The organism is Flavobacterium sp. B114r, from assembly GCF_056824125.1.
This window is the reverse complement of sequence record NZ_CP124858.1, coordinates 503,428-524,647: the sequence shown is the minus strand read 5'-3', so window position 1 is coordinate 524,647 and position 21,220 is coordinate 503,428. Positions and strand designations below refer to the sequence as shown.

Sequence of the window (21,220 nt, the reverse complement as noted above, 5' to 3'; positions counted from 1 at the left end):
CAATTATTAATCAATTATTAATCAATTCTTATTTTAAATCATCAATCATAAAATCATCAATCAACATGAAAAAATCATTAATTATTTTAGCTATGGTCCTGGCTATATCTACAAATGCATCAGAAGCCTCAAATCTTAAATTATCAGTAAAAGATCAAACTAATTATCACGCTTATGCTTATGCAGGCTCACCTTTGCATTATGCTGTATGCGAAGGAGACATTGAGAACGTGAAAAAATTGATTAAGTATGGCGTCAATGTAAATTTGTTATCAAACGACATGTCGCCTTTAATGCTGGCAGCGCGTTTTAATAAATTTGAAATCATTAGAGTTTTACTGGCAAACGGAGCTGATCCCAGTATGGAGAATGAAAAAGGTTATAAAGCATTAAAATTCGCCGAGTTTGCAAAAGCAAGTGAGTCTATAGCTATTTTGGAAAATCTAAAATAAAGTGTAACAAAAAAGCATCATTATCTTGTAATGATGCTTTTTATAAAAAGATTATTACTCCTCTAATTTGTTTTTTAAATTCTCGAGACCTTTTTGCAAATCGTTACCAATCATATGATCCATTTTCATCATTGGTAACATGATATTCATAGGGTAGGGAATAACCCCGTTAATTCCCCATTTTACTTTTGTCTGATTTCCTGCAGCAGTTTCTGTAGATATAAATCCCACTGCGGTATCCTCCATAGGTTTCTTGAAACGCAATGCAAAGTCAATACGTTTTCCTTGAGTTATTTTTGTAATTTCCTGCTCACCTACACCAACTTCTTTTACATCGCTTTCCCAAGTTGATTTTGAACCAACAGCTCCATCAGTTCCTGTATAAGTAGTTTTTATCTTAGGGTCAAGGTTTGCCCAAACGCTGAACTCATTCTGGTTTTTTAAATTTCTAACATAATTAAAAACGGTGTCAACAGGCCTATTAATTATAATTTCCCTTTCGACAGCATAATTTTTCGGCATACAATAAGCCGCAATTAATACGATTGCCAAAACTAGAATCAGGATCGCAAGAATTTTTTTGATAATTCCCATAATTAGTGGTTTTAAGGTTATTAATTGGTTTTTTTTTGGATAGATATCTTTATAACTTACTCATTTAAAGGTTGTTTAATTTTAAGTAAAGTTAAAGAACTAATGTTTTGAATTTGCGGAATCTAAAACTTTTTGAAGATTTTTTCTATTAATTTTCGTTTTTACTGTAACATTTTTGATACATCAGCGTCTATACTATAGAAGCTTTAAATGAGATAACATAAATTTTTAGTTTCGTATGACATTTGTTATTAGAATGTTAAGAATTAGTTAAAACACAGTACCTTGTTATGCATAATACATGAAATAGAATTACATTTACTTAGAATTTAAAAATCATCATTAATCAATCAATATTAACAATCAATCATCATGAAAAAATCAGTAATTTATTTAGGAGTAGCTTTAGTAGCATTTGCAAATGTTTCAATGGCTTCAAATCAAACATCATTTGTACAACCACAAATGGAAATTGTAAATAGTTTTTCAACTCCTCTAAATGTAGCAGTTGGAAAAGGAGATCTTGAATTTGTTAAAAAACTTATTGAATACGGAGCAAATGTAAACGAGATATCAGAAGATCTATCGCCTTTGATGATCGCAGCCCGTTACAATAAAGTAGACATTCTAAGAGTTTTATTAGCAAATGGAGCAAGTGCATCTGTTAGAAATGAAAAAGGTTTTACAGCTTTAAAATATGCACAATTATCAAATGCAACAGAAGCTATTGCCATTTTGAAAGATTTAAAATAAACGTTTAAATCGAGTTTTGAGTTAGTATAATGAAAACGGCCTTTCTTGAGCAGGGGTCGTTTTTTCATTTCTAGTTATACCATTACTTTGTATTTGGCATATTATATCCGTTTGGATCTGGGATTAAATTAAAAAAAGCACCATTAATAATAATGATGCTTTTTTCGTTAAAACCTAATCAAATTAATTTAACCAATTAATCTATCTTCAATATCTTTATTCAATCGGAACATCTTTTTTTCTGTTGAACACCCAGAATATAATTGGGAAAACCAAAAGCGTTAAAATTGTTGCCGTAATTAATCCTCCAATAATAACGATCGCCAGTGGTTTTTGCGACTCAGAACCAATACCTGTAGAAATTGCAGCAGGCATTAAACCTATCGATGCCATAAGTGCCGTCATAACTACCGCTCTTGTTCTGGCTTTTACTCCTCTAAATATCGACTCTTCGAGTGTGAATTTTTCTTTTAAGTTATGATGGAATTCGGATATCAGAATAACTCCGTTCTGTATACATATCCCAAGTAAAGCAATAAAACCAACACCAGCCGAAATTCCAAAATTCATTCCGGTAAGATGTAAAGCAATAATTCCACCAATGATTGCAAAAGGAACGTTTGCCAAAACAAGCAATGAATCTTTTATGTTTCCAAAAAGTATAAATAGTAAAACAAATATCCCAATTAAGCTTATCGGTACAACTTGTGCCAAACGCGCACTGGCACGAACCTGATTTTCAAACTCACCTGTCCAGCCCACAGTATATCCTGTTGGAAGTTTCATTTTGGCAACTTTTGCCTGCGCTTCTGCAATTGTGCTTCCTAAATCACGATCACGAACAGAGAATTTTACCCCAATAAAACGTTTCGTATTATCCCTATATATAAAAGCTGGCCCCGTGATGGTTTTTAAATCTGAAATTTCCTTTAACGGAATCTTAATTCCGCTAATAGTTGGTACTTTTAGTTCAGCAATATCATTTTCATCTTTACGATATTCTTTAGAAAAACGAACTCTGACATCGAATTTTTTATCGTCTTCATATTTTTCAGTTGCTGTTTTTCCTCCAAAGGCAAGTTCTAAAACAGCTTGTGCATCACTTAATGTTACTCCGTAAGCAGCCATTTTATCCCTGTCAAGTACAACACTAATTTCTGGTTGACCAACATTTCTTAGTATTCCCGCATCTTTTATACCCGGAATATTCTTTATTTGTGCTAGAACTTCATTTGATAATTCGTCTAATTTATCCAGATCATCACCATAGATTTTTACCGCATTTGAAGCTTTAAAACCTGCCACAGATTCAGCAACGTTATCAATTACAGGCTGCGAATAATTATAAGTAATTCCCTGATGAACTTTTAATTTTTCGTCCATTTCGTTAATTAAGTCATCCATGCTTATTTTTCGTTTCCATTCAGATTTTGGTTTCAGGTCAACCTGAAGCTGTATAAATCCAAAACCATTAGGATCCGTTCCGTCATTACTCCTTCCGGTTTGTGATAAAACATTTTTTACTTCAGGAAAGCTTTCCAAATCTTTTCGAATCGTTGCAGCGGTTTTTACACTTTCAGGCAATGATGTACTCATTGGCAGCTCAGCTGTAACCCATAATGCTCCTTCATTTAACTGAGGCAAAAACTCTGTTCCTAAAAATGTAGCAGAAAAAAAGACCGCTACCAAAAGTGCCATTGATCCAATAAGCGTTTGTACTTTATGCTTAAATGTCCAGGCGAAGCCACTGCTAACAATGCGATCCCAGAAATTAACAAACGGATTGTGTTTTTCTTTTACGTTTTTATTTAAAAGAATATGTGATAAAACAGGAACCAATGTCAAAGTAAAAAGTAATGCGCCCATTAATGCAAAACCTAAAGTATAGGCTAGGGGAGAGAACATTTTTCCTTCTACTTTCTGGAATGAGAATATTGGCAGTAAAGCAGTAATAATGATTAATTTAGAAAAGAATATGGCTTTACCCATTTCAGCTCCTGTTTTTTTAATCAAACTTCCTTTGGCAATTTTATTAAAAGCCGTCATTCCTAATTGATGTGCCCTGCGGTCTAATACCACAAACAATCCTTCGACCATAACAACTGCACCATCAATAATAATCCCGAAATCGACCGCACCTAAACTTAGCAAGTTGGCACTCATCCCCATCATTTTTAAACATAAAAAGGCGAATAATAACGATAGCGGAATAACAATCGAAACCGTAAAAGTCGTCCTCCAGTCTGCCATAAAAAGAAATACAACGCAGGTAACCAGAATAATTCCTTCGAATAAATTGTGCATTACCGTTTCTGTCGTGAAATTCATTAAATTATCACGATCGTAAAAAGTCACTAATTTGATATCTTTTGGAAGAACGTTATCATTCAGATCTTGTATTTTCGCTTTGATTAATGCCAAAGTTTCCTGAGGATTTTCACCTTTTCGCATTACAATAATACCTTCAACAACATCATCATTATTACCTAAACCAGTTTGTCCAACTCTTGGCATGGCACTTTCATAAACAGTAGCTAAATTTTTGACTAAAATTGGATTCCCATTAGCATCGTCGACAATAATATTCTCGATATCCTGAATCGATTTCAGAAGTCCAACTCCGCGAACAACAAAAGCCTGACCATTTTTTTCGATAATATCCCCACCCACATTCAGGTTTCCTCCATTTACAGCATTATATACCTGAAGCGGCGTAATATTATATTTTGCTAATTTTATAGGATCAACACCTACTTCATACGTTTTAGTTTGTCCCCCAAACACATTCAAATCCGCAACACCGGGAACTGAACGAAGCTGCTTGTCGATTACCCAGTTTTGATAGGTCAATAATTCTCTACTATCCCTGCTGTCACTTTTTACAATATATCTGAAAATTTCACCAGTAGGTCCGTAAGGCGGCTGAACATCCGGTTCTACATCATCCGGAAGCGAAACATTTTTTAATAAATTATTCACCTGAAGACGCGCAAACTGATCGTCGACACCATCATCAAAAATAATTTTGATTACTGATAAACCAAACATTGTAATACTACGAACACTCGTCTTTTTTTGTACCGAGTTCATAGAAATCTCGATAGGCGAGGTTACAAAACGCTCTACCTCCTCGGCACTTTTACCGTTCCATTGCGTAATGATAATGATTTGAGTATTCGTTACATCCGGAAATGCATCAATAGGCATGTTTTTGAAAGAAATAAACCCCGCAACTGCCAATAATCCCACCCAAAAAAAGGTAAATGCTTTATTCTTAAGTGAGAAAGCAATAATATTTCTTATGAATTTGTTCATTTTAAAAAGTATTTTTAATGATGAATTTTTATTTTTTAATTTATTAGAACATAAATGCCCTTATTGTATTGTCTTCTAGAACTCTGTATGAAAACGTAATGCTAAAAACTGTATTGGACCTCTGTCTTTGTTATAAGCCGGATTCATGGCAAATTGATAATCTGGTGAAAGTGTGATATGTGTATTTGGGATTAAAAACGAATAAAAGATTTCGACAATCTGTTCTATCCCATAGTTTAAAGTTCCGTCACCAATCATAAAACCATTTCCTCCCAATTTTTGATATTGTTCATGTGGTCTGGATAATCCGTTTGCAACCACTGCAATACCTGCAAAATCATTCTCACGGTTCCACATTTTACCCTTCAAATTAATACCAAGTTGAGCAGATCTGTCAATTTCTGTAAATGCCCATGTTTCATTTTTACCATCATTATAACTCATTCTGGCAAAAAGCCCCCAATTATCCCCATGAGTATAATCCATATTTAAGCCAATACCATATTTAGTACGGCCATATTGCCTTGTACTTTTAATATCCGGAATTGTTGTAAAATTTGAATTAGCTTCATCATAATTTCCCATTCCTGCCACATTTCTAAAGCCCAGCAATTTAATAGTACTGGTATCATTATTTTTAAAAACCACTTTCTTTTCAATCTCTATGTTTACAGCATTAGAATCTTTAAAGCTAAATTCAACATTTGGACCATTCGCATAAGTTGGCAAAGCACTTAATGAAGCCCTGATTTGCCAGGTGTCAAATTGATAATTTACATATAATCCATCTGTATATCCTCGAGTGTTTGCAGCATAATCCCAAGCCCCATGTGTCATTAAAGCCCAATTCAAAAACTGTGTCCTTGGATCATGAGAATATGTATTGTTGTCGAAATAATCTGATAATCCAAATTTACCAAACACCAATTGTAAGGATCTGTCATTCTTAAATTGAAATTTTTGTTCCAAAAGCATTCTTGCTACATAAACAACAGGTTTAGTATCTCCTATTCTAAAAGTTTCCCCGTTAGGAAAACCACCTAATCCTCTGGCTTGAGATAAACCCTGTCCTCCTGACATTTCAGGATTAAAAGTTACTGTAGCACCTTTCCAGAGAGGAACGTCTAAATACAAAGTTGAGGTTAATGATAAAGCACTTTCTTCTTTAGGATTCATACTATTTGTTCCTGAGTATTTGGCCTGAAAATCCGGATGATATTGATATATAGACGTCATTTGAAATTTCAGGCTATATTTTCGTATCGAATCTGTTTCTTGTGAAAATAATAGCGCTGAAAAAAGCAACGTTGCAAAACTCAATATATATACAGATTTCCCCATTTAATTTAATTATTCGTTTAAAGCACGATAAATAAATAATTGATTATTAGTAATAACCTTTTCATTTTCTTTTAAACCTTTAGAAACATAAGTTGTATCACCAACCACTCGGTAAACATCTACTTGTCTCGTCTCGATATTATTACGATCCTTAAAAATCATTACAAAATTTTTGCTTTTGTCAAAAACAATCGACTTACTAGGTACGGCTATCATAGAATTGCCTTCGCTATAAGATAATTTTATGTTGGCATTCATATCTGGTTTTAACATATAACCGGGATTCTGCAATTTTATACGGGCCTGCATTGCTTTTGTCTCGGGATCAATAACGTTAAAGATCTTATCTACTTTTCCTTTAAAAACCTTATCAGGATAACTTAATGTCGTAACATCAGCATCAATACCCAATTTTACCTTATTGATATCAATTTCGTTAATATTGGCTAATGCCCAAACTTCACTAATCTCTGCGATATCAAAAATATTTTCAGAACGGTCATTTCTTAAAAGCATGTCCTGATTGATACTTTTTTGAATGATAAACCCGCTAATAGGAGCGGTTACTTCATAAATAGAACCTGCTTTGATGTTGTAAATTTTATATGTTTCCTGTACTTTACTTAATTGGGATTGTGCTTTGTTTACTTCTGATTTTGCCTGAAGAACGTCGCTTTCTGAATTTAGTTTGCCATCAAATAATTCCTGAGCAACTTTCAAATGGTTTTTCGCAACCAGTAAATCATTTTTAGCATCGATAGATTGTTTTTCGAAATCTGCAATATCGGTACTTTTTATAGTAGCTAGCACTTGGCCTTTACGCACATAATCTCCAAGTTCAACATTTACTTTAATCACATTTCCTCCAACAAGCGGATAAACATCAATCATCTTATTGTTATCAGCAGTGATTTTTCCGTAAAAACTCAATACATTTTTTACAGGCAGGGTTTCTGCCACGGCTGTTGTCGTTGTTTTTAGCATCGCATCACTTAAGGCAAAAGAGGTATTAGTATCCGGATTATCAACTTCCTTTTTGCAGCTTGCGATTGATAAACTCACAAGAGCAATTCCTATAATTATTTTATATTTCATTTTATTTAGTTTTAGAATAAGTCTTTGTTGATTGTACTATTTAACTCTTCGCCTGAAAGTATTACTTTTTTCTTTAATTCATTTATCTGAATAGAAGCCTGATTGTAACTTTCCATAAAATCAGTAAATTCTAATAAACTTATATTTCGTTTCTGGAAGTTCGTAAGGATTCCGTTGTAAACCGCTTCAAAGTCAGAATTGACAGTAGGTTTTATCACAACATAGTTTTTGCGGGATTCGTCCCATTTGTTCCATGCTGCAGTAATCTCCGTTTGCAATTGCAAGTCAAAATTTTGTTTTTCAATTTTCGATTGTTCTAAAATCGTTTGTGCGTATTTGATATTTCCCTTGTTTTTGTTCCAAAGAGGCAACGGAATCCCAAGTGTTAAATTAGCCTCCTTATTAAAAGCACCACTTCGCTGGTCATAATTGGCACCAACGGTGATATCAGGAATAGAAAGTGATTTTTGCCATTTTACGTTAATTTCGTTTGCTTCGATATCCTTTTGTTTTGCCAGATAATCAGGGCGATTAGCAAGTGCTTCATCTTGAAAAGTTTTAAGATCAAACGGGATTGTAACGATGTATTTATTAAACTCTTCTTTTGAAACTTCCGGGACTATATTATCGGTAGAATTCAGTAATAATTTTAAATTCGCCTGTTCTTCAATGTTTTCATTCACAACTTCCATACGCTCATTTTTAAAATTTAAATACAACGATTGTAAACGAACAAGATCTCTCAAGGGAATATTGCCTTTTTGCACCTGAACAGAATATGAGTTGATCAAATCTTCTATATGAGCAAGTTGATTATCTGTAGTTTCAAGACTTTTTTTGTTGTAGAATACAGTAAAAAAACTTTTTCGCAATTGTAGTTTCAAGGTTCTCAATAAATCATTGAATTGCAGCTCTGCTAACTTTTCATTAGTTTGAGCAAGCTTAATTTCATTGCGTTTTTTTCCGCCTAAATAAATTAATTGCTCGATACCAAATGCTTTTTGCCCCTGTTTTCCAATATCAAAATATTGATTTCTTTCTGGGTTGTACGCATTTAATTCAGCAGTAAGCGAAGGGTTGTCCCAAATTCGGGCTTGAATTGTTAATGCCTTAGACGCATCGATATTGTATTGCGATGCCAACAGAAAAAGATTGTTTTTTAAAAATTGGCTTTCACAGTCTTGAAGGGTAACTGTTTTTTGAGCCAAAACTACAGGACCGAGGAGTACAAGTAGGAATGCACAGAGTTTTCTCATTGTATCATTTTTATTTTATACAAATATGCTATCACCAGACTTTAAGACTCCTTAAAATCTACCTTAAAAATACCTTAAAATAATTTATAAATGAAAAAATAATTGAAATAAATTCGTGTTAATGTTTGGAACACTGTAAGTTATTGATGCATTATGAAGTGTTAGAATGCGCTGAACAATGCGTAATCCAAGTCCAAACCCTGAAGTTCCCTTAGAATTTAGACCTCGCATAAAAGGCTGGAAAAGATTTTTTTGCTCAGTTTCGTTTAAGGTTGTTCCAGTATTTAAAACAGAGACGATCAAAGTATCATCTTTAGTACTGATAATTACTTTAGCTTGCTGATTATGCGAATAAACACAAGCATTTTTTAAAACATTGCTTATCGCAATTTCCAATAAGCTTTTGTTGCCCGTTATTTCTAAGGCAGTATATAAGCTTTCGCTTTCTTCCATTTCAAAAAGAATAACAAATTCAGGAAAGCTTTTCTTTAAATTTTCTATGGCCGAAAACAGAATCTCATCCATACGATGAACTTCACTAGCCTCCTGTTTTTTGTTGTCTATTTTAGATAAAATTAATAACGAATTAATTAATGCAGTTAATTGATTGACATCAGACAAGATATTAGTCAGGAAGCTTTTTCTCTCAATACTAGTTTTACTGTCTGCAATAACATTCTCTATTTGCGAGGTAATCCTCGACAATGGAGTTCTTAATTCATGAGAAGCATTTGCGGTAAATTCTTTTTGCCTCTGATAGGAAATTTCAATTCTATCCATCATAAAATTGAATTCATTGGCAATTAAATCGATTTCATCTTTATTACTTTTAGATTCCACACGAGTATCAAGATTATTCTCGTTTATGTTTTTTATTTTTTGATGAAAGGTATTTAGCGGATTCATTAATTTTTTTACCGTAATAGAGGTTACAACCCAGCAAATACAGGTAAAAAAAATATAAGACACTATTAAGGTATATCTTAGAAAAAGCAGTCTTCGTTGTCCAAAATTATCAGTTGCGGATATTAAGGCATAAAAATCCCTGTCGTGTGTATCATAGAAAACACCATAAACTTCATAATTTCCCTGCTGTTTAAAAAAAGTCTTGTGTTTTTTTAAATATTTTAAATCCTCAACAGACCATTTAATTTTTGCATCATCAATACTGCTATAAATAAGTTTATAGTTAGAATCAAAAACCAATGTTTTTTCATCATATAATTTATTAATCGAGTTTTGATCAATCATCTTTAAAAGCTGATTGTCAACTTCCTTAACATTTACGAGAAGTTTAATGTTCGAAAGTGCTTTTATTTCCAGACGATCACGAAATTCGTCCTTCCTGAAATTAGAATACAAAACAAATATCAAAGTAGAAGCCAATCCAAAAAGGACTGTAAATAACAAGCTGACTAAAAGTGATATTCGGTTTTTTAATGTCATTCGCGATCGCTCAGATAATATCCATAACCAATTTTAGTTCGAATAAGTTTAGTTTCGTGTTCTTTATCTATTTTTTTTCTTAGAAAATTGATATAAACCTCAATTGTATTCTGATTCGTTTCAATATGATAATCCCAAAGTTTTTCAGCAATAAATTGTTTAGACAAGATCTTTCCTTTTGCCTGAGCTAAAATTAAAATGAGTTTAAATTCTTTTGGAGTAAGTTTGATTTCTTCACCAGAGCGAAAGACCTTCATATCATCTTCAATAATTTCTAAGTTATTAATAATGATCTTTTTTTCTGTTTGCTGAGGGATTTCCTTTCGTCTTAAAAGAGAAGAGATCCGGGCGTATAATTCATCAAAATGAAAAGGCTTAACCAGATAATCATCAGCACCATTATCAAAAGAAGCCAGTTTATCTTCTATTTCGCTAAAAGCGGTCAACATAATTATAGGAGTCTTTTTGTCGATTTCGCGAATCCCTTTACAAACCTCTATTCCGTTAGCTCCCGGAACATTGATATCCAGAACGATTAAATCATATTCATAAGGAAAGTATTTTTTCAATAATAAAGAACCATCATAATAAGGGAAACACTCGAACTCTTTTGAAGTAAAGAATGTGGAGATTTCTTTGGATAAAGTAAAATCGTCTTCGAGTAGTAGTATTTTCATTGAGTTGTTTATTTGAAAATTCGGTTATTTATTAAATAACCGAATTTCTACTTTAAGTACGTTCTTATTTAAAATAAGAAAAAGTTTCATTGTTTTCGATTTTCAATAAAGATTCATATATCAATCGAATCACATTTTCGACATCTTCCCTGTGAACCATTTCTACAGTTGTATGCATATAACGCAAAGGCAAAGAAATCAATGCCGATGCTACGCCGCCATTACTGTAAGCGAATGCATCAGTATCAGTTCCTGTTGCGCGCGAAGTTGCATGACGTTGAAACGGAATTTTATTTTCTTCAGCAGTATCGACAATCAAATCGCGAAGTCTGTTCTGAACAGCCGGTGCGTAAGCAATAACCGGACCTTTTCCCATTTTTAGGTCGCCTTCAACCTTTTTATCAATCATTGGTGTAGTCGTATCATGGCAAACATCAGTCACAATAGCGACATTAGGTTTAATCGTTTGTGCGATCATTTCAGCACCACGAAGACCAATTTCTTCCTGAACCGAGTTGACAATATACAAACCAAACGGAAGTGTTTTTTTATTCTCTTTTAATAAACGGGCAACTTCTGCAATCATAAATCCACCCATTCTGTTATCAATAGCGCGGCAAACAAATTTATTCTCGTTCAAAATCATAAATTCATCAGGATATGTAATCACACAACCTACATGAACGCCCATTTCAAGAACCTGCTCTTTCGTTTCGCAACCTAAATCGATAAAGATATTGCTGATTTTTGGCGCTTCCTCTTTGTCGCGTAAACGGGTATGAATTGCCGGCCATCCAAAAACACCCTTTACAATACCTTTTTTAGTATGAATATGAACCCTTTTCGACGGTGCGATCTGATGATCAGAACCACCATTTCTAATAACGTATAATAAACCGTCATCAGTAATGTAGTTTACATACCATGAAATTTCATCAGCATGACCCTCAATAACCACTTTAAAAGGCGCATCAGGATTAATAACTCCAACAGCCGTTCCGTAAGTGTCTGTAATAAAAGTGTCTACATATGGTTTCAAATAATTCATCCAAAGTTTTTGTCCTTCACTTTCATAACCAGTAGGAGAAGCGTTATTTAGGTAGCTTTCAAGGAAAGCAATCGAGGTATCTTTTAAGATAGATTCTGTGCTCATAAAAATATTTTTTTGCTAATTTATAAATTTGGTATTAGAGTTGTGTATAAATATATAATTTTACACTTAAATTATGATTCAATGAGATTTAGCTATAGTATTTTATTCCTTTTAATGATTTCGTTTGCAAGTCAGGCCCAGGTTAAGCCCAAAGAAAATCAACAAATGGGCTATATATTAACCGAGCGGGATTCTGTTTTAAATGATACTATCGAATTGCCCGAGATTATTATTTCGAAAGAAAAGCTAGATCCCGAAGCACAAAAACAGTTTATGATCCTTCAGAACAGGGTTTACAAAGTATATCCTTATGCAAGATTAGCTGCAGATAGATTAACAGCTTTGAATAGCGGAATGGCGCGTTTGAAAACCAATCGCGAAAAGAAGAAGTATTTTAAGATTGTCGAAGACTATCTTAATAATGAATTCGAAGAAAGACTTAAAAAATTGTCGCGTAAACAAGGGCAAATTTTGGTTAAACTTGTTCACAGGCAAACCGGAATCACTACTTATGAATTAATCAGAACCTTAAAAAGCGGTTTTAAAGCCTTCGTATCCAATACAACAGCCAATTTATTTGACATTAGTTTAAAAACAGAATATAAACCCTATGAATCCAATGAAGATTATCTAATAGAGACAATCCTCATCAGGGCATTTGAATCTGGCCGACTCGCAAATCAGAAAGCTGCAAATCCCGTAAACTACGATGACCTGATGAATCATTGGGAAGCAAAAGCAAAGGCAGTCAATAAAGAATAGCGGTTCCTATATATAAGGTACGATTTTGTATTTGCAACCCGACAAGTTAAAAAAAACTTGTCGGGTTTATTATTTATAGCTTAGAAGAGAAGATGGTTTATTCGATTTTATGAATTAGGAGCTCAATCCCGCTATGCATTTCAATCTTTTACTTTTTAAAGAAAAAAGCAAAAGGATTTCCATTTCTATCGGGGCTAGGGCAGTTGTTCTTAATTAGAAATATAGTGTATATAGGTATGGGAGCAAAACTTAGCGTCTTATTCAAAGGTAAAGCAAAAGAATCTTTGAGTCTTCGTGGCATAATGAGGGGTATCTGTTAAAAGGAGCTGAAATGAATGGTAGGTAGCTATTATAAAGTAATAGAAAAACCTCGATAAGTCTGTAAAGTTCATAAAAATGGCGGTTCTTCAAGTGTTGTTATTGTGAAAAGCACAATGTGCTTACGAAAATTCCGATAAAGTCAAAAAAAGGACAATGGTTAAGGTTGGTGTTATCAGAGTGTTAAGAAAAAGTTTGTAAAAACATTGAAATTATAGAACAAAAAGGCTTGTAAATGTAAATAAAGGACCTACTTTTGCACCCGCAACAACGACAGACGTTCACTGAAATACTGACAAGTCTTACTAATCAAAACGAAAATTTATTTTCTAAAAAAGATTTCGAAAAGCTTGTGAGATTTGAAAACAGATGTTACATTTGCACCCCGCAAAACAACGGAAGTTCATTGATAGATTGGTTAGGAAATGAGAAGAAAAGGAGATGAAAATTTCCAAAAAAAAAACTTCAAAATTTACTTGCCAGTTGAAAATAAATTTTCTACTTTTGCACCCGCTTTGAGAAACAAGCGAAACACAAAATTAAGAAGACACGTTCGTAGACATATTGAATTGACAGCCGTTTTAACAGAGATGTTAAAACAAAAGAATAAAGAGTAAGATAATCGAGAGATTAAAAAAGAACCGATAGAGACTGATTCGAATAACAATACGATCTGAGTAATCAGATCAACAATATACGATGAAGAGTTTGATCCTGGCTCAGGATGAACGCTAGCGGCAGGCTTAACACATGCAAGTCGAGGGGTATGCTTCTTCGGAAGCAGAGACCGGCGCACGGGTGCGTAACGCGTATGCAATCTACCTTTTACAGAGGGATAGCCCAGAGAAATTTGGATTAATACCTCATAGTATTATGAAATGGCATCATTTTATAATTAAAGTCACAACGGTAAAAGATGAGCATGCGTCCCATTAGCTAGTTGGTAAGGTAACGGCTTACCAAGGCTACGATGGGTAGGGGTCCTGAGAGGGAGATCCCCCACACTGGTACTGAGACACGGACCAGACTCCTACGGGAGGCAGCAGTGAGGAATATTGGACAATGGGCGCAAGCCTGATCCAGCCATGCCGCGTGCAGGATGACGGTCCTATGGATTGTAAACTGCTTTTATACGAGAAGAAACACTACTTCGTGAAGTAGCTTGACGGTATCGTAAGAATAAGGATCGGCTAACTCCGTGCCAGCAGCCGCGGTAATACGGAGGATCCAAGCGTTATCCGGAATCATTGGGTTTAAAGGGTCCGTAGGCGGTTTAATAAGTCAGTGGTGAAAGCCCATCGCTCAACGGTGGAACGGCCATTGATACTGTTAGACTTGAATTATTAGGAAGTAACTAGAATATGTAGTGTAGCGGTGAAATGCTTAGAGATTACATGGAATACCAATTGCGAAGGCAGGTTACTACTAATGGATTGACGCTGATGGACGAAAGCGTGGGTAGCGAACAGGATTAGATACCCTGGTAGTCCACGCCGTAAACGATGGATACTAGCTGTTGGGAGCAATCTCAGTGGCTAAGCGAAAGTGATAAGTATCCCACCTGGGGAGTACGTTCGCAAGAATGAAACTCAAAGGAATTGACGGGGGCCCGCACAAGCGGTGGAGCATGTGGTTTAATTCGATGATACGCGAGGAACCTTACCAAGGCTTAAATGTAGATTGACCGGTTTGGAAACAGATCTTTCGCAAGACAATTTACAAGGTGCTGCATGGTTGTCGTCAGCTCGTGCCGTGAGGTGTCAGGTTAAGTCCTATAACGAGCGCAACCCCTGTTGTTAGTTGCCAGCGAGTCATGTCGGGAACTCTAACAAGACTGCCAGTGCAAACTGTGAGGAAGGTGGGGATGACGTCAAATCATCACGGCCCTTACGCCTTGGGCTACACACGTGCTACAATGGCCGGTACAGAGAGCAGCCACTGGGCGACCAGGAGCGAATCTATAAAACCGGTCACAGTTCGGATCGGAGTCTGCAACTCGACTCCGTGAAGCTGGAATCGCTAGTAATCGGATATCAGCCATGATCCGGTGAATACGTTCCCGGGCCTTGTACACACCGCCCGTCAAGCCATGGAAGCTGGGGGTGCCTGAAGTCGGTGACCGCAAGGAGCTGCCTAGGGTAAAACTGGTAACTAGGGCTAAGTCGTAACAAGGTAGCCGTACCGGAAGGTGCGGCTGGAACACCTCCTTTCTAGAGCCTCAAGTGTTAGTTGATTTATCAACACGCTGAGGAAAAAAGAAGAAGCTTTATGGGTTTTGATTTTAAGACTATTTTACTCTTGCTGTTAGTTCAAATAATAAATTTTAAGAATAAGAGTGTCTCGTAGCTCAGCTGGTTAGAGTACTACACTGATAATGTAGGGGTCGACAGTTCGAGTCTGTCCGAGACAACTATTTTATGCTTAAAAAGAAGGAAATTTTAGAAGTTGAAAGATTAAGGATCAAAAGTTCATAATTTTTAATTCACGATTTTTAATTTTTAATTAAAAAGGGGGATTAGCTCAGCTGGCTAGAGCGCCTGCCTTGCACGCAGGAGGTCAACGGTTCGACTCCGTTATTCTCCACTATCTTTAAGGAGATAGAATATAGAAAAAAGAATATAGGCAAAGTCTATTATCTATTCTCTATGTTCTTTATTCTAAAAAAGAAAAAGTTCATTGACATATTGAGATAAGAAAATAATAAAAAGTAGAAAGCGTTTTTTACAATTTTATTGTAGAAAACAAAAAAAAACGGTCTTAATTAATTTTAAGATTGGTACAATAAGCAAAATAAGGGCGTATGGGGGATGCCTTGGCTCTCAGAGGCGATGAAAGGCGTGATAAGCTGCGAAAAGCTACGGGGACGGGCACACACCGATTGATCCGTAGATACCTGAATGGGGCAACCCACTATGTTGAAGACATAGTACACCGATAGGTGGGCAAACCCGCTGAACTGAAACATCTAAGTAGGCGGAGGAGAAGAAAACAAAAGTGATTCCGTAAGTAGTGGCGAGCGAACGCGGATTAGCCCAAACCAATGTTGTTACGGCAAGATTGGGGTTGTAGGACCACGATATTTTATGTACAAGGAACCGGAAGTTACTGGAAAGTGACACCATAGAGGGTGATAGTCCCGTATGGGTAACGAGTATAATAGATAGTGGTATCCTGAGTAGGGCGGGGCACGTGAAACCCTGTCTGAATTTGGCGGGACCATCCGCTAAGGCTAAATACTCCTGAGAGACCGATAGTGAACCAGTACCGTGAGGGAAAGGTGAAAAGAACCGTGAATAACGGAGTGAAATAGATCCTGAAACCATACGCTTACAAGCGGTCGGAGCCCTTTCGTGGGGTGACGGCGTGCCTTTTGCATAATGAGCCTACGAGTTAACGTTGCTGGCAAGGTTAAGTGGTTAAGCCACGGATCCGTAGCGAAAGCGAGTCTGAATAGGGCGCTTTAGTCAGTAGTGTTAGACGCGAAACCGTGTGATCTACCCATGGGCAGGTTGAAGCTGTGGTAACACACAGTGGAGGACCGAACCGGTTGACGTTGAAAAGTCTTCGGATGACCTGTGGGTAGGGGTGAAAGGCCAATCAAACTCGGAAATAGCTCGTACTCCCCGAAATGCATTTAGGTGCAGCGTTAGTTATAAAGTTATATAGAGGTAGAGCTACTGATTGGATGCGGGGGCTTCACCGCCTACCAATTCCTGACAAACTCCGAATGCTATATAATGTTCACTAACAGTGAGGGCTTGGGTGCTAAGGTCCAAGTCCGAGAGGGAAAGAACCCAGACCATCAGCTAAGGTCCCCAAATATATACTAAGTTGAAAGAACGAGGTTTGTCTGCCCAGACAGCTAGGATGTTGGCTTGGAAGCAGCCATTCATTTAAAGAGTGCGTAACAGCTCACTAGTCGAGCGGACGAGCATGGATAATAATCGGGCATAAGTATATTACCGAAGCTATGGATTTACAAGCAATTGTAAGTGGTAGGGGAGCATTCTAACAGGGTTGAAGGTGTATCGTAAGGTATGCTGGACTGGTTAGAAAAGAAAATGTAGGCATAAGTAACGATAATGCGGGCGAGAAACCCGCACACCGAAAAACTAAGGTTTCCACAGCTATGCTAATCAGCTGTGGGTTAGTCTGGTCCTAAGGCGAACCCGAAAGGGACAGTCGATGGCTAACGGGTTAATATTCCCGTACTACTAATTACTGTGATGGGGTGACGGAGTGATGAAAGCGCCGCGAACTGACGGAATAGTTCGTTGAAGTACCTACCTATAAGACCCGCAGGCAAATCCACGGGTTTTGGGGAAATACGATAGTACTCGGAGTCTTCGGACAAAGAGATAGTGCGCCTAAGGGCTTCCAAGAAAAACCTCTAAACTTCAGGTAATTAGTACCAGTACCGTAAACCGACACAGGTAGTTGAGGAGAGAATCCTAAGGTGCTCGAGAGATTCATGGCTAAGGAATTAGGCAAAATAGACCCGTAACTTCGGGAGAAGGGTCGCCCTGAGTAATCAGGGCCGCAGTGAAGAGGTCCAGGCGACTGTTTATCAAAAACACAGGGCTCTGCAAAATCGTAAGATGAAGTATAGGGCCTGACACCTGCCCGGTGCTGGAAGGTTAAGAGGAGATGTTATCTTCGGAGAAGCATTGAATTGAAGCCCCAGTAAACGGCGGCCGTAACTATAACGGTCCTAAGGTAGCGAAATTCCTTGTCGGGTAAGTTCCGACCTGCACGAATGGTGTAACGATCTGGACACTGTCTCAGCCATGAGCTCGGTGAAATTGTAGTAACGGTGAAGATGCCGTTTACCCGCAGTGGGACGAAAAGACCCTGTGCACCTTTACTATAGCTTAGTATTGACCTTGGATAAATGATGTGTAGGATAGGTTGGAGACTGTGAAGTGGCGTCGCCAGGCGTTGTGGAGTCATTGTTGAAATACAACCCTTTGTTTATCTGAGGCCTAACCCCGTTTTACGGGGGACATTGCTTGGTGGGTAGTTTGACTGGGGTGGTCGCCTCCAAAAGAGTAACGGAGGCTTCTAAAGGTTCCCTCAGTACGCTTGGTAACCGTGCGTAGAGTGCAATGGCATAAGGGAGCTTGACTGAGAGACATACAGGTCGATCAGGTACGAAAGTAGAGCATAGTGATCCGGTGGTTCCGCATGGAAGGGCCATCGCTCAAAGGATAAAAGGTACGCCGGGGATAACAGGCTGATCTCCCCCAAGAGCTCATATCGACGGGGGGGTTTGGCACCTCGATGTCGGCTCGTCACATCCTGGGGCTGGAGAAGGTCCCAAGGGTTGGGCTGTTCGCCCATTAAAGTGGCACGCGAGCTGGGTTCAGAACGTCGTGAGACAGTTCGGTCTCTATCTACTGTGGGCGTTAGAAATTTGAGTGGATCTGATTCTAGTACGAGAGGACCGAATTGGACAAACCTCTAGTGTATCTGTTGTTCCGCCAGGAGCATCGCAGAGTAGCTACGTTTGGAAGGGATAAGCGCTGAAAGCATATAAGCGCGAAACCCACCACAAGATGAGATTTCTTTTAAGGATCGTGGGAGATGACCACGTTGATAGGCTATAGATGTAAAGGCAGTAATGTCATAGTCGAGTAGTACTAATAATCCGTAAGCTTATGTACACCCTTTTCTCCCACCGTAAGGTGGGAGAAGAAACTTTCTAAATCAATACTTTTTTCTTTATCTCAGTATGTTAAGATATTACTTCAATTATAGATTTTGAATTAAAAATTAAAAATTGAAGAACAAATTGCCCAAAGCAATTATAACTTCTTAAGGTGGTTATTGCGGCGGGGCTCACCTCTTCCCATCCCGAACAGAGTAGTTAAGCCCGCCTGCGCAGATGGTACTGCAGTTATGTGGGAGAGTATGTCGTCGCCTTTCTTTTGAAAACCCTGTTTCTAGCGAAACAGGGTTTTTTGTTTTACAAAATACTGGGGTAATGTTTTATAATGCTTTGTAGTTTAACCGCAAAGCGCGCAAGAAAAGTTTGTAATTGTTGAAAATTGTTAAGTTCGTAAAGCTGGATCGGATGATATTTTGTGACTAAATGCAATTGTGAAAAGTTGTCTTTCTTTTGCTTTCCTTGCTTCTTATATGTTTTTTTTAAAATAGTTTCTAATTTGCTTTTTTAAAAGAGAAGCACAAAAAAATATTTTAATTCACTAAACTTGTAAAGTTCACAAAGGCACAAGGCGTTATACTTTGGAATCTGGAATTTTAAAAATGACACTTCTCTTTATTTTGGATTGCGTTAGGGATGGCAGCGATATCCTTTTGCGGTAAACCCATACTTTCAGAAGCCTAAAATATCTTCCGCAAAAGATTTAGCGGACAGCACGACCCGGAGGGAAACGCCATGCTTGTTACTGTTTAAACTGTTCTTTTTAACCTTTACGTGAATATCGATCAAATAGAAAAAAAGCACTTTGAAATCTTCTCTTTTTACTTCGAATAATTGTTGGGTAGATTAATTCTGAACTGATGAAATGTATTTTTGAATGATTCTTAAATTATATTGATAAATTTGTTTTCACAATAGTTTACATCATGACACAATTATTAAGTTTAATCAATAGCTTTCAGATACTAGATTTAAAAACAGAGCAGATGATAAGGGAGTATTTTGTTGAAGAAAGATTTCAAAAAAATGAAATGATTATTCAGGAAGGTAAAATCTGTTCAAAAATTTATTATATTAAATCGGGTTTGGTGCGTAGGTTTTGTCTTGAAGATGGTATAGAAATCACCAAGTGGATTTATACAGATAACCAATTTGTTACTTCCTTAACCAGCTATTTTGAACAAAAGCTCTCTTTTGAAAATTTTCAGGCTTCTGAAGAAACAACAGTTTATTCGTTATCGTATCTGGACGAATTAAAATTATTAGAATATCCTTTGTTTTCCAAGTTTCATATCAAGCTGTTAAGAATTTATCTTTCCAGATTAAATGAATTTCATCATTCGTACACTTCAATGAGTGCTCAGGAAAAGTATCTCTATTTGGTAAATTCATTACCTCAAATTATTTTAAAAGCTAAGTTGAAAGATATTGCGTCACTTATTGGTGTAAGTCCTGAAACATTAAGCAGAATCAGAGCTCAAATTAATTGACTTTAGATCAAGAAATACAATTTGTTTCTTAGTAATATTTGTATTCTATATAAAATACGAGAAATTGAAAAATACTATTATCGGAAAAAATGCTATAATTGGAAAAAACGTACACATAGGAAACTTTACAACTATTGAAGACGATGTTATTATTGGTGATAATACCTGGATAGGGAATAATGCAAATATTTTAAATGGTACAAGAATTGGAGAGAGCTGTCAAATACATGCCAGTGCTATTTTAGGTGGAATTCCACAAGATTTAAAATATAAAAATGAATATACCTTTTTGACGATTGGCAACGAAACCATCATCAGGGAGTTTGTGACCATAAATAAAGGAACCGTATCGAAAAATAAAACCGTAATAGGTAATATGAATTTAATAATGGCGAATACCCATATTGGTCATGATTGTTATATCGGCGATAATTGCATCATTGGTTTTAATGTTGGAATGGCCGGCGAAGTTATTGTTGGTGATTTTGTAAATATTAGTGGCTTAACTGCTATTCATCAATTTTCCTTAATTGGTGAATATAGTATGGTAAGTGGAATGAGTCGGATTGTAAAAGATGTTCCTCCTTATGTTTTGGCATCTCGTGAACCTTTAAGTTACGTTGGATTAAATAGTATTGGGTTGAAAAGAAGAGGTTTTGAAAGTGGAAAAATAAAAGAATTGAAAGATATCTATCGTATTATTTTCCAGGAAAAACGAAATACAACTCTTGCTTTGGAATTAATAAAGAATAGTTTTGCGCCAAGTACAGAACGTAATCTTATTATAGATTTTATTAAGGGTTCGAAGAGAGGAATTATAAAAGGTAATCGTGAGTAGAATGTAATTGTATAAATAATATTTTTTTCTGCAATTCGATATTTAAAATTGCTTTTTGTAGCACT

General features: G+C 36.4%; 14 protein-coding genes, 2 tRNA genes and 3 rRNA genes. 11 read left to right on the top strand and 8 right to left on the bottom strand.

From position 1 onward, the window contains the following. The first annotated feature begins 65 nt into the window (after nt 1-65). Nucleotides 66-452 carry an ankyrin repeat domain-containing protein gene (locus tag QLQ94_RS02480; RefSeq protein ID WP_427403144.1) on the top strand — a complete coding sequence of 129 codons (387 nt, stop codon included), beginning with the start codon at nt 66-68 and terminating at the stop codon, nt 450-452. A 54-nt stretch (nt 453-506) separates the two neighbouring features. On the opposite strand, the gene QLQ94_RS02475 is transcribed toward QLQ94_RS02480, so the two are convergent. Then, nucleotides 507-1,046, bottom strand: coding sequence for an SRPBCC family protein (locus QLQ94_RS02475; protein ID WP_427403100.1), 540 nt, complete (start codon nt 1,044-1,046; stop codon nt 507-509). A 372-nt stretch (nt 1,047-1,418) separates the two neighbouring features. On the opposite strand from QLQ94_RS02475, the gene QLQ94_RS02470 reads away from it, so the two are divergent. Continuing rightward, nucleotides 1,419-1,799, top strand: coding sequence for an ankyrin repeat domain-containing protein (locus QLQ94_RS02470; RefSeq protein ID WP_271338692.1), 381 nt, complete (start codon nt 1,419-1,421; stop codon nt 1,797-1,799). 216 nt (nt 1,800-2,015) lie between these two features. Here QLQ94_RS02470 and QLQ94_RS02465 read toward each other — a convergent pair whose 3' ends face one another. The 7 genes from QLQ94_RS02465 to QLQ94_RS02435 form a co-directional block, all read right to left on the bottom strand. Further along, the gene (locus QLQ94_RS02465; protein WP_271338693.1) at nt 2,016-5,114 is read right to left on the bottom strand and encodes an efflux RND transporter permease subunit; all 3,099 of its coding nucleotides are present in this window, start codon (nt 5,112-5,114) and stop codon (nt 2,016-2,018) included. A 75-nt stretch (nt 5,115-5,189) separates the two neighbouring features. Continuing rightward, nucleotides 5,190-6,350: a carbohydrate porin gene (locus QLQ94_RS02460; protein WP_271338694.1), complete on the bottom strand. Its 1,161-nt coding sequence runs from the start codon at nt 6,348-6,350 to the stop codon at nt 5,190-5,192. Between the two features lie 114 nt (nt 6,351-6,464). Further along, nucleotides 6,465-7,550: an efflux RND transporter periplasmic adaptor subunit gene (locus tag QLQ94_RS02455; RefSeq protein WP_271338695.1), complete on the bottom strand. Its 1,086-nt coding sequence runs from the start codon at nt 7,548-7,550 to the stop codon at nt 6,465-6,467. 11 nt (nt 7,551-7,561) lie between these two features. Further along, nucleotides 7,562-8,806 carry a TolC family protein gene (locus QLQ94_RS02450; protein ID WP_482499114.1) on the bottom strand — a complete coding sequence of 415 codons (1,245 nt, stop codon included), beginning with the start codon at nt 8,804-8,806 and terminating at the stop codon, nt 7,562-7,564. Nucleotides 8,807-8,890: 84 nt separating this feature from the next. Beyond that, entirely contained in the window at nt 8,891-10,252 is a 1,362-nt protein-coding gene (locus QLQ94_RS02445; RefSeq protein ID WP_427403098.1) for a sensor histidine kinase, read from the bottom strand. Continuing rightward, nucleotides 10,249-10,929 (bottom strand): response regulator transcription factor, encoded by a 681-nt coding sequence (locus tag QLQ94_RS02440; protein WP_271338698.1) that lies wholly within the window; start codon nt 10,927-10,929, stop codon nt 10,249-10,251. Before QLQ94_RS02440 ends, QLQ94_RS02445 begins: the two co-directional genes overlap by 4 nt. A gap of 64 nt (nt 10,930-10,993) precedes the next feature. Next, entirely contained in the window at nt 10,994-12,082 is a 1,089-nt protein-coding gene (locus QLQ94_RS02435) for a M42 family metallopeptidase (RefSeq protein ID WP_271338699.1), read from the bottom strand. Between the two features lie 81 nt (nt 12,083-12,163). Between QLQ94_RS02435 and QLQ94_RS02430 the strand changes: the two genes are divergently transcribed. The 9 genes from QLQ94_RS02430 to lpxA all read left to right on the top strand — a co-directional run bounded on the left by QLQ94_RS02430 (nt 12,164) and on the right by lpxA (nt 21,155). Next, a complete protein-coding gene (locus tag QLQ94_RS02430) occupies nt 12,164-12,844 on the top strand; it encodes a DUF4294 domain-containing protein (protein WP_271338700.1) in 681 nt (226 codons plus the stop codon). Nucleotides 12,845-13,587: 743 nt separating this feature from the next. Beyond that, on the top strand, nt 13,588-13,779 hold the full coding sequence (locus tag QLQ94_RS02425) for a hypothetical protein (protein WP_482499111.1): 192 nt from the start codon (nt 13,588-13,590) through the stop codon (nt 13,777-13,779). A gap of 79 nt (nt 13,780-13,858) precedes the next feature. Continuing rightward, nucleotides 13,859-15,372 (top strand): 16S ribosomal RNA (locus tag QLQ94_RS02420). Between the two features lie 126 nt (nt 15,373-15,498). After that, a tRNA-Ile gene (locus QLQ94_RS02415) sits at nt 15,499-15,572 on the top strand. Nucleotides 15,573-15,671: 99 nt separating this feature from the next. Next, a tRNA-Ala gene (locus QLQ94_RS02410) sits at nt 15,672-15,745 on the top strand. Nucleotides 15,746-15,941: 196 nt separating this feature from the next. Then, a 23S ribosomal RNA gene (locus QLQ94_RS02405) occupies nt 15,942-18,825 on the top strand. A 152-nt stretch (nt 18,826-18,977) separates the two neighbouring features. Then, nucleotides 18,978-19,087: ribosomal RNA gene (gene rrf / locus QLQ94_RS02400) — 5S ribosomal RNA — on the top strand. Together the 16S, 23S and 5S rRNA genes with 2 tRNA genes alongside form the textbook arrangement of a ribosomal RNA operon. A 666-nt stretch (nt 19,088-19,753) precedes the next feature. Next, complete coding sequence (locus tag QLQ94_RS02395; protein ID WP_271338758.1) at nt 19,754-20,317, top strand: Crp/Fnr family transcriptional regulator; 564 nt, start codon at nt 19,754-19,756, stop codon at nt 20,315-20,317. Between the two features lie 64 nt (nt 20,318-20,381). After that, complete coding sequence (gene lpxA, locus QLQ94_RS02390) at nt 20,382-21,155, top strand: acyl-ACP--UDP-N-acetylglucosamine O-acyltransferase (RefSeq protein WP_271338759.1); 774 nt, start codon at nt 20,382-20,384, stop codon at nt 21,153-21,155. Nucleotides 21,156-21,220 lie beyond the last annotated feature (65 nt).

Bases quoted from the DNA above. Each gene is read 5' to 3' on its own strand.
- QLQ94_RS02465 (WP_271338693.1), bottom strand. From the start codon at position 5,114: ATGAACAAATTCATAAGAAATATTATTGCTTTCTCACTTAAGAATAAA.
- QLQ94_RS02450 (WP_482499114.1), bottom strand. From the start codon at position 8,806: ATGAGAAAACTCTGTGCATTCCTACTTGTACTCCTCGGTCCTGTAGTT.
- QLQ94_RS02435 (WP_271338699.1), bottom strand. From the start codon at position 12,082: ATGAGCACAGAATCTATCTTAAAAGATACCTCGATTGCTTTCCTTGAA.
- QLQ94_RS02445 (WP_427403098.1), bottom strand. From the start codon at position 10,252: ATGACATTAAAAAACCGAATATCACTTTTAGTCAGCTTGTTATTTACA.
- QLQ94_RS02470 (WP_271338692.1), top strand. From the start codon at position 1,419: ATGAAAAAATCAGTAATTTATTTAGGAGTAGCTTTAGTAGCATTTGCA.
- QLQ94_RS02455 (WP_271338695.1), bottom strand. From the start codon at position 7,550: ATGAAATATAAAATAATTATAGGAATTGCTCTTGTGAGTTTATCAATC.
- QLQ94_RS02480 (WP_427403144.1), top strand. From the start codon at position 66: ATGAAAAAATCATTAATTATTTTAGCTATGGTCCTGGCTATATCTACA.
- QLQ94_RS02440 (WP_271338698.1), bottom strand. From the start codon at position 10,929: ATGAAAATACTACTACTCGAAGACGATTTTACTTTATCCAAAGAAATC.
- QLQ94_RS02425 (WP_482499111.1), top strand. From the start codon at position 13,588: ATGAGAAGAAAAGGAGATGAAAATTTCCAAAAAAAAAACTTCAAAATT.
- QLQ94_RS02430 (WP_271338700.1), top strand. From the start codon at position 12,164: ATGAGATTTAGCTATAGTATTTTATTCCTTTTAATGATTTCGTTTGCA.
- QLQ94_RS02475 (WP_427403100.1), bottom strand. From the start codon at position 1,046: ATGGGAATTATCAAAAAAATTCTTGCGATCCTGATTCTAGTTTTGGCA.
- QLQ94_RS02460 (WP_271338694.1), bottom strand. From the start codon at position 6,350: ATGACGTCTATATATCAATATCATCCGGATTTTCAGGCCAAATACTCA.
- QLQ94_RS02395 (WP_271338758.1), top strand. From the start codon at position 19,754: ATGACACAATTATTAAGTTTAATCAATAGCTTTCAGATACTAGATTTA.